This window comes from Mediterraneibacter agrestimuris, assembly GCF_943193195.1.
GTDB lineage: Bacteria > Bacillota > Clostridia > Lachnospirales > Lachnospiraceae > Schaedlerella > Schaedlerella agrestimuris.
The window spans coordinates 52,479-67,279 of sequence record NZ_CALPDG010000002.1; the positions used below are offsets into that span (position 1 = coordinate 52,479).

Genomic DNA, 14,801 nt, shown 5'->3' on the forward strand with positions numbered 1-14,801 from the left:
TTTCTGCTTTTATTCCTGCGGGCAATGAGCCAGGCGGACATGCCGGCATGTCCATTTGGCGGCTGCCGCAAGGGTTAAATACCTTGCAGCTTGCTATGGGATTTTTGACTTGAAATGCATAGAAGCAGACGAAATGCGATGAAGTTTTTTGTCCGGCTTACGGGAAAGGAGAAAATGTTTATGCGGTATTTACCGAATGGCACATGGATGCAGAAGGCAGATAAGCGTACAATTGAAGAAATCGGAATCCCATCGGTTGTACTGATGGAGCATGCGGCCTGTAAAATGGTGGAAGTGCTGCAGGAAGAGAAATTTGATTATTCCAATACACTGATTGTCTGTGGTTCGGGGAACAATGGCGGTGACGGCTTTGCGATCGCGCGTCTGCTGTACGGGCAGGGGAAGCAGGCTACGGTTTTATTTGCGGGAAATGAAAATTCTATGAGTGAAGAGTGCAGAATTCAGGCAAATGTAGTGAAGAATCTGGGGATTCCTGTCGTCACAGAATTGCCTGAAGAGGAATATACTGTTGTACTGGATGCTATTTTTGGAGTAGGCTTAAATCGGGAAGTAGACGGTCATTATCATGAGCTGATAGAGCAGCTCAATGAAATGCCCGGAAGGAAAGTATCTGTGGATATTCCGTCAGGAATTTCTTCGGCAGACGGCAGTGTCCTGGGTATAGCATTCCGGGCAGAACTGACAGTGTCTTTTCAGTGTGAAAAGCTGGGAACCGTATTATTCCCAGGGAAAGAGTATGCGGGAAAAGTTGTTTATGTTGACATAGGGATCGATACTTCTTTTATGGAACATGTTCAGGAAGTTTGTTATACACTGGAGCGGAAGGATATTCCCCATCTTTTGCCGAAACGGAAAGCTAATTCCCACAAAGGAAGTTATGGCAAGGTACTGATGATCACTGGAAGTGAAGGCATGGCGGGCGCGGCATATTTAAGTGCGAAAGCAGCTTATATAAGCGGTGCGGGACTAATACAGATTTATACTCCGGAATCAAATCGCGGGATTTTACAGCAGCTTTTACCAGAGGCAGTTGTTTCTACGTATACAGAGTATAAGGAACAAGAACTGGAGCAATTACTGGTATGGGCTGATGTGGTCTGTATTGGCTGCGGACTTGGGAAAGGCAGAGTATCTGCGAATCTGTTAAAAACAGTTGTGCAGAAATGTAAAGTTCCTTGTGTAATTGATGCAGATGGAATCAATTTGCTTTCCTGTCACAGGAAATTGCTGAGGGAGGCAGATATGCCGGTTGTGCTGACTCCGCATATGAAAGAAATGGCAGGACTGCTGGGGTGTTCGGTTTCTGAACTGGCAGATAAACGATTTGTGAAACTGCTGCAGTTTACAGGGCAGTATCCGGCAGTGTGTGTACTCAAAGATGCACGCACGATAGTGTCAGAGCGGGCAAAGAAGAACTTTGTCAATACGGCAGGTAATCATGCAATGGCAAAAGCAGGTTCAGGGGATGTACTCTCAGGTGTGATCACCGGATTGCTGGCTGGCGGTTTGCCGACATATGAAAGCGCAGTGCTGGGCGTATTTCTTCATGCCTGCAGCGGAGAAGAGGCAAAGAAAAGACTTGGAAGCTATAGTGTTCTTGCAGAAGATTTGATCACAGGGGTTGGATTATGTATGAAAGAGGCGGAGGAGAAATTAGGATGAAACAATACAATCGTGTATATGCGTCTATCAATTTAGATGCAATCGCGTACAATATGGAGCAGATGGAAAAAAGAATTGGCGGTAAAACCCAGATTATGGTTGTGATTAAAAGTGATGGATATGGTCACGGCGCTGTGCCGATTGCAGAATTGTCTGAAGAAGTGGATTATGTGTGGGGGTATGCCACAGCCAGTCTGGACGAAGCAAAAGTTCTCCGTGAAGCCGGTATCAAAAAACCAATACTTGTGCTTGGATGTGTATTTCCGGATCAGTATGAGGATATGATCAATTTTGATATCCGCGGAGCAGTTTATACATGGGAAATGGCACAAGGGATGGCTGATGCGGCAAAGAAGCTGGGGAAAACAGCGGTTGTGCACATTAAAATCGATACCGGGATGGGAAGAATCGGATTCAAAGTAGATGAAGAAAGTGCGGATATCATTCGGGATATCTGGCAGATGAATCATATATCCGTGGAAGGCTTGTTTACACATTTTTCCAAGGCAGATGAGACTGATAAAAGCTATACAAAGATGCAGCATGATAAATTTGTATGGATGAAGCAGGCATTGCAAGAACGCGGGGTGGAGATTCCCTATCTGAACTGCGATAACAGTGCGGGAATCATTGACTTTCCTGATTTAAAGCACGATCTGGTAAGAGCCGGAATTTCCCTTTATGGAATGTATCCTTCCGATGAGGTGGAACAAGAGGTGATTGATCTGCATCCCGCATTGGAACTGATCAGCCACGTTACATTTGTAAAGGATATAGAGGCAGGAACTGCAATCAGCTATGGCGGTACTTTTGTGTCAGAGAAACCGATGAGGGTGGCAACCATCCCGGTTGGATACGGTGACGGTTATCCGCGGTCCCTGTCCAATAAAGGAGAGGTGCTTATCCGCGGCAGACGGGCGAGAATCTTAGGAAGGGTCTGCATGGATCAGTTTATTGTGGATGTGACGGATATTCCTGACGTGCAGTTTATGGATCGAGTTACACTTGTGGGACGAGACGGAGAGGAACACATTTGTGTGGAGGAGTTGAGTGAACTGAGCGGACGATTCAATTACGAGTTTGTCTGTTGTTTAAGCAAACGGATTCCGAGAGTGTACACTAAAGGCGGAAATGTTGTGATTCAAAAAGACTGTTTCTAAAAAACTGTTTCTGAATGATTAAAATGTATAACTGATTAATTTTCAAGATGAATAATTATTAAAACACTTTGCATACTTGCAAAAAACAGGGCAATACTATAGAAAATATGAGAAGCGGAAACAGTTTCCGCAGGTTCTGTAAAAAGTAAGGAAAAGAAAAGCGGAGTGTGAACAAAGTGACAATTAAGCGTGGAGATATTTATTATGCAGATCTGAGTCCGGTAGTCGGCAGCGAACAGGGCGGAATACGTCCGGTCCTGATTATTCAGAATGATGTAGGGAACCGACATAGTCCCACGGTAATCTGTGCGGCGATTACATCACGGATGAATAAGGCGAAGCTGCCGACACATATTGAAATCAGTGCACAGCAGTATCAGATCGTGAAGAATTCAGTGATTTTGCTTGAGCAGATTCGTACAATTGACAAGAAACGTCTGAGAGAGTTTGTCTGTCATGTGGACAGCCGCATGATGGGAAAAGTAAGTGAGGCAATTAGAATCAGTCTGGATCTGTATACATAGAGGATGACAGTAACAGTTCAGCATAGGACTTTGTATTTAGTAAAAAGTCCGTAAGAACATGTGATGAGGAAACAGTAACACAGAATCTGTCCTTTTACAAACAGTTTGGCGTTAGTCTTTACAGATAGAAAAAAGAGTGATAGAATATTTTGGATAATACGAGAAGAGGAGAATGATTAGAGATGTCAGGACATTCAAAATTTGCCAATATTAAGCATAAAAAAGAAAAAAATGATGCTGCAAAGGGTAAAATTTTTACAAAAATCGGACGTGAGCTTGCAGTAGCAGTAAAAGAGGGCGGCGGACCGGATCCGGCAAATAACAGTCGTTTGCGTGACGTCATTGCGAAGGCGAAGTCAAACAATATGCCGAATGACACTATCGACAGAAATATTAAAAAGGCTGCTGGAGAAGGCTCAGGAGACAATTATGAGCATATTACATATGAGGGCTATGGACCGAACGGTACAGCAATCATAGTAAGAACATTGACCGATAATAAAAACAGAACTGCATCCAATGTGCGTAATGCATTTACAAAGGGAAGCGGTAATGTCGGAACCCCGGGATGTGTTTCCTTTATGTTTGATGAGAAAGGACAGATTCTTGTGGCAAAAGAGGACTGCGACATGGATGCAGATGAGCTGATGATGATGGCTCTGGAAGCGGGGGCAGAGGATTTTGCAGAAGAAGAGGAAAGCTTTGAGATTCTGACAGCGCCGGAAAATTTCAGCGATGTGCGCCTGCAGTTGGAAGAGGCGGGAATCGTGATGGCAAATGCAGAAGTGACAATGATTCCGCAGACTTATGTAGAACTGACAAAGGAAGAAGATATCAAAAATATCCAGAAGACATTAGACTTATTAGAAGAAGATGATGACGTCCAAGATGTATATCACAACTGGAGTGAAGAATAAAGCCGAACAACGGATTATTTTTATTTTCGCAGCGCTTCCCTGGAGCATTCGGAAGCGATTGGCGGCACAGAGACAGAAGAGAGGGAACTGAACGATGAGCGATTACAGAATTGAAACCAAATGTATCCAGTCCGGTTATGAGCCGGAGAACGGAGAACCGAGAGTAGTACCGATTTATCAGAGCACAACATTCCGCTATACAAGCAGTGAACAGATGGGACGTCTGTTTGATTTGGAGGAAAGTGGGTACTTCTATACCCGGCTTCAGAATCCGACCAACGATGCTGTTGCAGCGAAAATCTGTGACCTTGAGGGTGGAGTAGCTGCAATGCTGACCTCTTCCGGACAGGCAGCGAACTTCTATGCAATTATGAACATTGCCGGAGCAGGCGACCATATCGTTTGCGCTTCTGCTGTTTACGGCGGTACATATAATCTTTACGCACATACGATTCGGAAGATGGGGGTAGAAGCGACGTTTATAGATCCGGATTGTTCTGTGGAAGAATTGAATGCTGCATTTCGGGAGAACACCAAGGCTGTATTTGGAGAGACGATTGCCAATCCGGCGCTGGTTGTACTTGATTTGGAGAAGTTTTCAAAAGCAGCCCATGAGCACGGTGTACCGTTTATTGTGGACAATACATTTGCGACACCGGTCAACTGCCGTCCGTTCGAGTGGGGCGCAGATATTGTAACACATTCTACAACTAAATACATGGACGGTCATGCAGCCTGTGTCGGAGGCGCGATTGTTGACAGTGGTAATTTTGACTGGGATGCTTATGCAGATAAGTTCCCAGGACTGACTACACCGGACGAGACTTATCACGGAATTGTCTATACTGAGAGATTCGGAAAAGGCGCGTATATTACAAAAGCAACCGCACAGCTGATGCGTGATCTCGGTTCTATTCAGTCTCCACAGAATGCGTTTTTACTGAATATCGGTCTGGAGACACTGCATCTGCGTATGCCGCGCCACTGTGAAAATGCAGTGAAGGTTGCAGAATATTTAAAGAACCATGAGAAAGTGGCATGGGTATCTTGTCCGTCCCTTCCTGGTGACAAGTATTATGATATGACACAGAAATATATGCCGAACGGAACATGCGGTGTTATTACGTTCGGTTTGAAAGGCGGCAGAGATGCGGCTGTTGAAATGATGGATAAGTTGAAAATGGTGGCTATCGTGACTCATGTTGCAGATGCGAGAAGCTGTGTGCTTCATCCTGCAAGCCATACCCATCGTCAGATGAATGATCAGGAGCTGCTTGAAGCAGGTGTGCAGCCTGACTTGATTCGATTCAGTGTAGGTATTGAAAATGTAGAAGATATTATTGCGGATGTGGAGCAGGCATTGCAATAAAAATGAAATGGTATGGATGTATACAATTTGCATTCATACCATTTTTGATGTGAAATATAGTAGGTATTTAGGTATGAATTATAAATCTTAACGCATACTAAAATCGAGAAATAAGGAAGATAAGAAAAGTTTTCGGAGGTTAGTGTGTATGAGTAAGAATGATAACAGGGATTGCATGAAATGGAATGATAACATAACGGATTGTCATCGGACAAGGCGGATGGATCAGCAGGAGAAACGAGAAAAGGAGCAGGAAGAACAGAAGAAGCGTACAAACGAGCAGAAAGAGAAGCAATGTGTGAAGGAGAAAGAAGCTCAGGAGGAGGCACAGGAAAAACGTGCTGCGGACCAGGAGGAGATTAAGGAAACAGGGACACTTCATTTAGAAAATGGGGAGGAGCGTCACCGAATCCAGCTTCTGACGATTATAGGTGAGATTGAAGGACATGAGGCAGTGTCTGGAAATACGAAAGCAACAAAATATGAACATTTATTGCCGAAACTGGCAGAAGCAGAAGACAGTGATGAAGTGGAAGGAATTTTAATCTTGCTCAATACACTGGGCGGAGATGTGGAAGCAGGACTTGCTATTGCTGAGATGATCGCATCTTTGAGCAAACCGACCGTATCCCTTGTGCTGGGTGGAAGTCATTCCATCGGCGGACCGCTGGCGGTATCGGCAGATTATTCCTTTATCGTGCCAAGCGGAACGATGATCGTGCATCCGGTGCGTTCCAGCGGAATGTTTATCGGTGTGTATCAAAGTTACCGTAATATGGAGAGAACGCAGGACCGGATCACAGGATTTATTGCAGAGCATTCCCGTATCAGCCAGAAGCGCCTGGAAGAACTAATGCTGGATCCTACTCAACTGGTAAAGGATGTAGGAACGATGTTGGAAGGTGAAGATGCGGTAAGGGAAGGTCTGATTGATGAAGTAGGCGGTATCAGTCAGGCAATGGAGAAACTGCATAAGATGATAGATGAACGAAGAAATACAAAAAAAGAGTAAAATATGGGGCTCTTAATCGAACTGAAAATTTTTAATGACAGATTTTTGAATCGATGATATACTAGATATAGTATGTTCAAATCCCAAGGAGGAATATAGATGGCTGCAAAGTCAACAAAAAGAAAATCAACCACAAGAGGTAAAAAGAAAAAAACACAGGAAAATACAGTGCTGCACGGTGAGATTATTATTCTCGGCGTGCTGGCTGTCTGTATTTTTCTTTTGATAAGTAATTTTGGAATGGGTGGGTTCGTTGGTGATATATTTTCCGCAGTGATGTTTGGAATTTTCGGATGGATCGCCTATCCGCTTCCCGTACTTATATTTGGAATCACAGCCTTTTTGATGTCCAACAGGGGCAATGCGCATGCATGTATAAAGGCAGGGGCAGTAATTGTATTTTCCATATTGCTGACTGCTTTTTTAGAACTGGTGATCAATTCTTATGAACCGGGTACTAGTTTGCTGGAATATTACCGGCAGGCAAGTATTGGTAAGGAAGCGGGCGGATTGCTAGGCGGATGTCTGATCTCACTGCTCTGTCCGGCGATCGGCGTGGCAGGAACTTATATTGTTTTGATTCTGCTGATGATCATCTCTATCATATTGATTACAGAAAAATCATTATTAAAACCATTGGGACACGGAAGCAAACGGGTATATGAAGATGCCAGAAAACGGCATGAGACTGCTGCGATACGTTTCTCAAAACGAAAAGAAGAGCGGCACAAAGCAAGAGATGTTCAGTTAGATGAGAAGAAAAATATGACATCTGCGAAGACGGCAAAACGACAAAGAAATAAAGTTTCCGGCGTCTCTTTTGCTACAACGCTGACACAGGAAAAGGAGACCCATAAGTCACCGGAACTTCAGGAGCTGAATCCGACAGACGATACCATGCAGGCAGAACCGTTTCCGTCAATTTTTGAGGAACCGGAGGGGAAGGCACAGCCGGAAGAACCTGAATTTGTGATTAACCGAAGCGGACCTGTACATATGGAAGAAACGGAGGATCTCCATTCTGTTTCAAAGATAGAATCCTTAAAATCCAGAACTGAAAAAGCACGTCAGGAATTGGAAGAAGCAAAGACAGAGCCTGTGAATATGGAAGCAGAGATCAGAGCACAGGAAGTGTTGGTGAAAAAGGAATATAAGGTGCCGCCATTAAGTCTTCTGAAGCATGGGAAAGCCGGCGGGGGAGATTCAGACAGCCACTTAAGAGCTACCGCTATGAAGCTTGAACAGACGTTACAGAACTTTGGCGTCAAGGTACATGTTACCAATGCTAGCTGCGGACCTTCTGTTACACGGTATGAACTACAGCCGGAGCAAGGGGTCAAAGTCAGCAAAATCGTGGGGCTTGCTGATGACATCAAACTGAATCTGGCAGTTACAGATCTTAGAATTGAAGCACCGATTCCGGGGAAGGCGGCAGTCGGAATTGAAGTTCCGAATGCTGAAAATTCAGCGGTTATGCTGCGTGATCTTCTGGAAGCAAAGGAATTTCAAAACAGTGATTCTAAAATTACGTTTGCAGTGGGCAAGGATATAGCCGGAAAGGTTGTTGTTGCAGACATTGCCAAGATGCCCCACCTGCTTGTTGCCGGTTCTACGGGATCTGGTAAATCTGTCTGTATCAATACGTTGATCATGAGTATTATTTACAAATCCAATCCGGATGATGTCAAATTGATCATGGTTGACCCGAAGGTAGTAGAGCTAAGTGTTTACAATGGCATTCCGCATCTTCTGATTCCGGTTGTCACTGACCCGAGAAAAGCTGCGGGAGCGCTGAACTGGGCAGTTGCTGAAATGATGAAGCGATATCAGTTGTTTGCAGAATATAATGTCCGTGACCTGAAAGGATTTAACGAAAAAATATCGAAGATAAAACCGGCTGAGGAAGAAATAGTGCCCGAGAAGATGCCAAAGATTGTTATTATTGTAGATGAGCTGGCAGATTTGATGATGGTTGCGCCTAAAGATGTGGAAGGCGCGATCTGCCGCCTGGCACAGCTTGCAAGAGCAGCAGGACTGCATCTGATTCTGGCGACCCAGAGACCATCAGTCAATGTTATAACAGGACTGATCAAGGCAAATATGCCGTCCCGGATTGCATTTGCCGTGTCATCCGGCGTGGATTCCAGAACGATCATTGACATGAATGGCGCGGAAAAGCTGCTGGGAAAGGGAGACATGCTTTTTTATCCGACTGGATATCCAAAACCTGTTCGTGTACAAGGCTCTTTTGTTTCTGACAAGGAAGTACAGAAGGTTGTAGATTATTTGATTGAAAATCACGGAAATGCAAATTACACGGATGAACTGGAAGCACATATGAATGCAGATATAGAAGCTGACGGTGCAGGGCAGACTACTGTGCCGGGAGGGGAAAGTACAGATGGCAGAGATAATTACTTCGCAGATGCGGGAAGACTGATCATTGATAAAGAGAAAGCATCCATAGGTATGCTTCAGAGAATGTTCAAAATTGGTTTCAACCGGGCGGCGCGTATTATGGATCAGCTTGCAGAAGCAGGTGTTGTCGGTCCGGAGGAAGGAACCAAACCACGAAAGGTACTTATGACAAAAGAGGAATTTGAACAATATTTACAAGAGAATAAATAGGAGGAAGACAGATGAAGACAGACATTCAGATTGCACAGGAAGCAAAGATGCTTCATATCAGAGAAGTGGCTGAGAAAGCTGGAATTGCCGAAGAATATTTGGAATATTATGGTAAATACAAGGCAAAGCTTTCCGAAGAATTCTGGGACAGGATCAAAGACAATGAAGACGGAAAGCTGGTGCTTGTAACAGCGATCAACCCGACTCCGGCAGGAGAGGGAAAGACTACGACAACTGTAGGGCTTGGACAAGCACTGGCAAAGCTGAATAAAAAAGCTGTGATCGCGCTGCGTGAACCGTCTCTTGGTCCATGCTTCGGTATCAAGGGCGGCGCAGCCGGGGGCGGTTATGCACAAGTAGTTCCTATGGATGATCTGAATCTGCACTTTACCGGAGACTTTCATGCTATTACATCTGCCAACAATCTGCTTGCGGCAATGTTGGATAATCATATTCAGCAGGGGAATGTGCTCAAGATTGATCCGCGTCAAGTAGTATGGAAACGTTGTGTGGATATGAATGACCGTGTTTTACGTAATGTGGTCGTAGGACTTGGTAATAAAATGGACGGTATGGTCAGAGAAGACCACTTTGTCATTACGGTAGCGTCTGAGATTATGGCAATTCTCTGTCTTGCCGACGATTTAGCCGACTTGAAACGACGGCTCGGAAGGATTATTGTTGCTTATAATTTTGCAGGGGAGCCGGTGACTGCCGATGACCTGCAGGCGACAGGAGCAATGGCTGCTCTGTTAAAAGACGCTGTCAAACCTAATCTGATTCAGACATTGGAGCACACACCGGCTTTGGTACACGGCGGACCGTTTGCGAATATTGCTCATGGCTGCAACAGCGTACGTGCTACAAAGATGGCGTTGAAAATGTCAGAAATTACGATTACGGAGGCTGGATTCGGAGCAGATCTGGGGGCAGAGAAATTTCTGGATATCAAGTGCCGTAAGGCAGGTTTAAAACCGGATGTAGTAGTTATTGTTGCAACTGTGCGTGCTTTGAAGTATAATGGTGGAGTTGCAAAAGCAGATTTGGGTGTGGAAAATCTGGAGGCTCTTGCAAAAGGAATTGTAAATTTAGAGAAACATATTGAAAATATTCAAAAGTATGATGTCCCGGTTGTTGTAACACTGAACTCCTTTATTACAGATACAGAAGCAGAGAATGAGTATATCCGTAAGTTCTGTGAACAGCGAGGCTGTGAGTTTGCCCTCTCCGAAGTCTGGGAAAAAGGCGGCGCAGGAGGAATCGCGCTGGCTGAGAAGGTACTGGAAACATTAGAGACAAAAGAAAGCCATTTCCATCCGTTGTATGCAGATGAGCTGACTTTAAAAGAGAAAATAGAGGTGATTTCTAAAGAAATTTATGGTGCACGTTCTGTAATTTATGAGCCGGCTGCTGAAAAACAGCTTGCGAAGATTGAATCTATGGGCTTTGGAAATGTACCGGTCTGTATGGCAAAAAATCAGTATTCCTTATCCGATGATGCGAAAAAACTGGGACGCCCGGAGAATTTTGACATTCATATCCGTGAGGTTTATGTCAGTGCGGGGGCAGGGTTTGTCGTTGCTCTGACAGGAGCGGTCATGACAATGCCGGGTCTGCCGAGGATTCCGGCGGCAAATAACATTGATGTGACAGATGAAGGTAAGATAACAGGTTTGTTTTAGATTTTAGATATAGGAGAATCGCATGACACAGATAATTGATGGAAAGAAAATCTCTCAGGATATCAAGGATGAATTAAAAGCAGAAGTGGCAGAGTTGAAAAAGACGGGCAGAGAAATCTGTCTTGCAGTTGTTCAGGTGGGGAAAGATCCGGCTTCCTGTGTATATGTCAATAATAAGAAAAAGGCATGTGCTTATGTCGGAATTCGTTCCGAAGCATACGAACTGCCGGAAACTGCAGCAGAAGAGGAACTGCTGGTACTGGTAGAACAGCTCAATAAGGACAGCGCTGTCAACGGAATTCTTGTTCAGCTTCCACTTCCGGCTCATATGGATGCAGATAAGGTGATCCGTACCATTTCACCGGATAAGGATGTAGATGGATTTCATCCGGTCAGTGTAGGAAGGCTCTGGCTTGGAGAAAAAGGATTTCTTTCCTGTACTCCGGCTGGAATTATTGAGCTTTTGAAGCGTTCGGGTATTTCCATTGCTGGAAAGCGTTGTGTCATTGTGGGAAGAAGTAATATTGTGGGAAAGCCTATGGCGGCTTTGCTTTTACGGGAAAATGCAACAGTTACAATAGCGCATTCACATACAAGAGATTTAAAAGAAGTTACAAAATGTGCAGATATTCTGATCGCTGCTGTTGGAAGGCGGCAGATGATCGATGATTCTTATATTAAGGACGGCGCTGTTGTGATTGATGTGGGTATGCACCGGAATGATCAGAATAAGCTGTGCGGCGATGTAGATTTTGATAAAGTAAAAGAGAAAGCATCTGCGATTACCCCGGTGCCGGGAGGTGTTGGACCGATGACAATCGCAATGTTGATGAACAACTGCGTAGAGACTGCGCGGTAACAGGAGGAAGTACTCGATGAGATGTGCAAATTGTGGTGCGGATATACCTGAAGGTATGCTCATCTGCCCCGATTGTAGGTGTGAAGTACAGATGGTGCCGGATTACAATCCGTTAGAAGACGTTCTTACCAGAGAGGTGAGAGGGTCTGTTGAGGGTGCCACGAGACCGCTTCGTACGGAGGATGTCCGCAGATATCGGGAACAGCTTGGACGGGAGGCTGGAAATGCGACCCGTGTTTTAAGCCAGGGAGAACTGGATAATATCCGTTCGGGACATCCGGCAAGACCAGTCAGACAGACAGAAGTCTGGAGACAGAACAATGGTGTGTCCAGAGTCCGTACAGTTAATGGGGTATCAAGGGACAGCAGAGAAATCCGTGACAGGCGGGGAACAGGGGAAATGCATTCTAATACAGGGCGTGTCCGCCAGAACACAGGCAGAGTTCGTCAGAATACTGGAAATGTGCGGCGGGAAACAGGACGTATCCGTCAGAATACAGGAGATTTAAGGCGGGATACAGAGGAAAGGCGCAGGCAACAGATGATCCGTAAGAAACGTGCTTTGAAAAAGCGCCGGCAGGCTGTGCTTACTGTGTTTTTGTTTATACTTGTTATTCTCGGCGCAAGTGGTTTTATTATTTACCAGAATTCTTACACAGGTGTGGTCAACCAAGGATACCGTGCATTGCAGACTGGAGAATACAGTTCTGCTGAGAAAGCATTTCAGAGAGCTATCCGAAAGGACTCCAAGAAAGCAGAGGCTTATACAGGGATGGCACAGATGTATATTCAACAGAAGACGGAAGATAAAGGAGAAGATATTTTCTTAAAGGCAATTGATGCCCAGCCGGCCAATGCCCAATTATATCAGGCAGCAATTGATTTCTATATTAAAACAGAACAAAAGGATAAGATTTCCAGTCTTTTAGAGGGTTGCGATGATAAGGTACTTGCTGCAGTAAGCGACTATGTATCTGAGATGCCGGTATTTAGTCTTGACGAGGGGACATATCCGGAGGTACAGCAGGTGACACTGACTGGAAAGGGAACCATTTATTATACAACGGATGATACAGAGCCAACGAAGTCCAGTACGAAATACAAAGAACCGGTGCTGTTGGACGAGGGTACAACGACAATCAGGGCCGTTGCTTATAATAAAAAAGGGATACCAAGTCTGATCGCTGTCAGAACTTATACGATTGAGATTCCAATTGAGGACGCTCCGGCGGTGACACCATCTACCGGACAGTATACAACAGCAACGCAGATTACCATACAGGTGCCGGATGGGTATAGGGCATATTATACGACGGACGGAACCACTCCGTCAGCTGGGTCCGCCTTATATACAGGACCGATTGATATGCCAGAGGGTACAACGATATTATCGGCGGTGCTGATCAGTGAGAGTGGTAAGATGACGCAGGTGACGAAACGGAATTATCTTTTGGAATATGAATAATTAAGAACCTCTTGTATTTATGAACAAAAATGCGAGAGGTTTTTTGTGCAATATTTAACTTGAAAAATATGTAGATTTGCTTGTTAAAAAAGGGACAGAGTGGTATAATTATAGCGTTAAAAAAATAACAAAACACTACATAAGGAGATGCATATCATGGGAAGATTTACTTTACCAAGAGACGTTTACCATGGAAAAGGATGTCTTGAAGAACTTAAGAACCTGAAAGGAAAGAAAGCGATCCTTGTTGTTGGCGGCGGTTCTATGAAGCGCCAGGGGTTCCTGGATAAAGCTGTGGACTATCTCAAAGAGGCAGGAATGGAAGTTGAACTTTTTGAAGGTGTTGAACCAGATCCGTCAGTTGAGACTGTAATGAAGGGCGCAGAAGCTATGCGTAAGTTTGAACCTGACTGGATCGTATCTATGGGCGGAGGTTCTCCGATTGATGCAGCTAAGGCTATGTGGGCATTCTATGAGTACCCGGATGTTACATTTGAAGACCTTTGCATTCCATTCAATTTCCCGGAACTGAGACAGAAAGCAAAATTCTGTGCAATTCCTTCTACATCTGGAACAGCTACAGAAGTAACAGCATTCTCAGTTATTACAAATTATCAGACAGGCGTGAAGTATCCGCTGGCTGATTTCAATATTACACCAGATGTTGCAATCGTTGACTCTGAGCTTGTTGAGGGACTTCCGGCTAAACAGGTGGCTTATACAGGTATGGATGCTCTGACACATGCGATCGAGGCTTATGTATCCACATTACATTGTGTATACACAGACCCGCTTGCCATCCAGGCAATCGAGATGGTATTTGATTATCTGCCTGCTTCTTACAGAGGCAATATGGATGCGAGAGCAGAGATGCACGATGCCCAGTGTCTTGCAGGTATGGCGTTCTCTAACGCACTGCTGGGTATTGTTCATTCCATGGCTCATAAGACAGGCGCGGCATTCTCAACAGGACATATTACACACGGCTGCGCTAACGCAATGTATCTTCCATATGTAATCAAATATAATGCAAAAGATCCTGTAGCAGCAAAACGCTATGCAGAGATTGCAAGAAAAACAGGACTTCAGGGAGCTTCTGAGAAAGCATTGATCAACAGTCTGTGTGAGAAGATTGATGAGTTCAACATTCAGCTTAACATTCCGAAGACTTTGAAGGAGTTCGGAATCATTGAAGAAGAGTTCAAAGAGAAGATTGCTAAGATTTCCGAGCTTGCAGTAGGAGATGCCTGTACAGGATCCAATCCGCGTGCAATTGACCCGGCTACAATGGAAAGACTCTTCACCTGTATTTATTATGGAACAGAAGTTGATTTCTAAAAGAAGCTGTCAGAGGCAAGTTCTTTAGAATTTGACAAAGCAGCGATTAAGGCAGGTATCGAAATGGATATCTGTCTTTTTTCCAGTAAAGAATACTTGCGTATTAATTGGGAATAGCGTATGATAATAAAAGGGTATTTATTTACAAAATACAAGGAGGAAGA

At 44.5% G+C, this 14,801-nt stretch carries 11 protein-coding genes; all 11 read left to right on the top strand.

What is annotated here, in order from left to right:
* Window positions 1-180 precede the first annotated feature (180 nt).
* The 11 genes from NFS18_RS01515 to NFS18_RS01565 all read left to right on the top strand — a co-directional run bounded on the left by NFS18_RS01515 (window position 181) and on the right by NFS18_RS01565 (window position 14,637).
* Window positions 181-1,683 carry an NAD(P)H-hydrate dehydratase gene (locus NFS18_RS01515; protein WP_251386958.1) on the top strand — a complete coding sequence of 501 codons (1,503 nt, stop codon included), beginning with the start codon at window positions 181-183 and terminating at the stop codon, window positions 1,681-1,683.
* On the top strand, window positions 1,680-2,843 hold the full coding sequence (gene alr / locus NFS18_RS01520; RefSeq protein ID WP_251386961.1) for an alanine racemase: 1,164 nt from the start codon (window positions 1,680-1,682) through the stop codon (window positions 2,841-2,843). Before NFS18_RS01515 ends, alr begins: the two co-directional genes overlap by 4 nt.
* A gap of 176 nt (window positions 2,844-3,019) precedes the next feature.
* Window positions 3,020-3,367, top strand: a complete 348-nt coding sequence (locus tag NFS18_RS01525) for a type II toxin-antitoxin system PemK/MazF family toxin (RefSeq protein ID WP_251386963.1) — start codon at window positions 3,020-3,022, stop codon at window positions 3,365-3,367.
* Between the two features lie 182 nt (window positions 3,368-3,549).
* Window positions 3,550-4,284 carry a YebC/PmpR family DNA-binding transcriptional regulator gene (locus NFS18_RS01530; protein WP_251386965.1) on the top strand — a complete coding sequence of 245 codons (735 nt, stop codon included), beginning with the start codon at window positions 3,550-3,552 and terminating at the stop codon, window positions 4,282-4,284.
* A 94-nt stretch (window positions 4,285-4,378) separates the two neighbouring features.
* Window positions 4,379-5,653 carry an O-acetylhomoserine aminocarboxypropyltransferase/cysteine synthase family protein gene (locus NFS18_RS01535; RefSeq protein ID WP_251386967.1) on the top strand — a complete coding sequence of 425 codons (1,275 nt, stop codon included), beginning with the start codon at window positions 4,379-4,381 and terminating at the stop codon, window positions 5,651-5,653.
* A gap of 220 nt (window positions 5,654-5,873) precedes the next feature.
* Complete coding sequence (locus NFS18_RS01540) at window positions 5,874-6,665, top strand: ClpP family protease (RefSeq protein WP_251387327.1); 792 nt, start codon at window positions 5,874-5,876, stop codon at window positions 6,663-6,665.
* Window positions 6,666-6,764: 99 nt separating this feature from the next.
* On the top strand, window positions 6,765-9,293 hold the full coding sequence (locus NFS18_RS01545) for an FtsK/SpoIIIE family DNA translocase (RefSeq protein WP_251386969.1): 2,529 nt from the start codon (window positions 6,765-6,767) through the stop codon (window positions 9,291-9,293).
* Window positions 9,294-9,304: 11 nt separating this feature from the next.
* The gene (locus NFS18_RS01550) at window positions 9,305-10,975 is read left to right on the top strand and encodes a formate--tetrahydrofolate ligase (protein ID WP_251386971.1); all 1,671 of its coding nucleotides are present in this window, start codon (window positions 9,305-9,307) and stop codon (window positions 10,973-10,975) included.
* Between the two features lie 22 nt (window positions 10,976-10,997).
* Complete coding sequence (gene folD, locus NFS18_RS01555; RefSeq protein ID WP_251386973.1) at window positions 10,998-11,834, top strand: bifunctional methylenetetrahydrofolate dehydrogenase/methenyltetrahydrofolate cyclohydrolase FolD; 837 nt, start codon at window positions 10,998-11,000, stop codon at window positions 11,832-11,834.
* 16 nt (window positions 11,835-11,850) lie between these two features.
* Complete coding sequence (locus NFS18_RS01560; protein ID WP_251386975.1) at window positions 11,851-13,299, top strand: chitobiase/beta-hexosaminidase C-terminal domain-containing protein; 1,449 nt, start codon at window positions 11,851-11,853, stop codon at window positions 13,297-13,299.
* Window positions 13,300-13,455: 156 nt separating this feature from the next.
* Window positions 13,456-14,637 carry an iron-containing alcohol dehydrogenase gene (locus NFS18_RS01565; RefSeq protein WP_251386977.1) on the top strand — a complete coding sequence of 394 codons (1,182 nt, stop codon included), beginning with the start codon at window positions 13,456-13,458 and terminating at the stop codon, window positions 14,635-14,637.
* The last annotated feature ends 164 nt before the right edge of the window (window positions 14,638-14,801 follow it).

What these genes read in the sequence shown, in the direction of transcription:
- NFS18_RS01550 (WP_251386971.1), top strand. Translation starts at nt 9,305, where the DNA reads ATGAAGACAGACATTCAGATTGCACAGGAAGCAAAGATGCTTCATATC.
- folD (WP_251386973.1), top strand. Translation starts at nt 10,998, where the DNA reads ATGACACAGATAATTGATGGAAAGAAAATCTCTCAGGATATCAAGGAT.
- NFS18_RS01565 (WP_251386977.1), top strand. Translation starts at nt 13,456, where the DNA reads ATGGGAAGATTTACTTTACCAAGAGACGTTTACCATGGAAAAGGATGT.
- alr (WP_251386961.1), top strand. Translation starts at nt 1,680, where the DNA reads ATGAAACAATACAATCGTGTATATGCGTCTATCAATTTAGATGCAATC.
- NFS18_RS01530 (WP_251386965.1), top strand. Translation starts at nt 3,550, where the DNA reads ATGTCAGGACATTCAAAATTTGCCAATATTAAGCATAAAAAAGAAAAA.
- NFS18_RS01560 (WP_251386975.1), top strand. Translation starts at nt 11,851, where the DNA reads ATGAGATGTGCAAATTGTGGTGCGGATATACCTGAAGGTATGCTCATC.
- NFS18_RS01535 (WP_251386967.1), top strand. Translation starts at nt 4,379, where the DNA reads ATGAGCGATTACAGAATTGAAACCAAATGTATCCAGTCCGGTTATGAG.
- NFS18_RS01545 (WP_251386969.1), top strand. Translation starts at nt 6,765, where the DNA reads ATGGCTGCAAAGTCAACAAAAAGAAAATCAACCACAAGAGGTAAAAAG.
- NFS18_RS01515 (WP_251386958.1), top strand. Translation starts at nt 181, where the DNA reads ATGCGGTATTTACCGAATGGCACATGGATGCAGAAGGCAGATAAGCGT.
- NFS18_RS01540 (WP_251387327.1), top strand. Translation starts at nt 5,874, where the DNA reads ATGGATCAGCAGGAGAAACGAGAAAAGGAGCAGGAAGAACAGAAGAAG.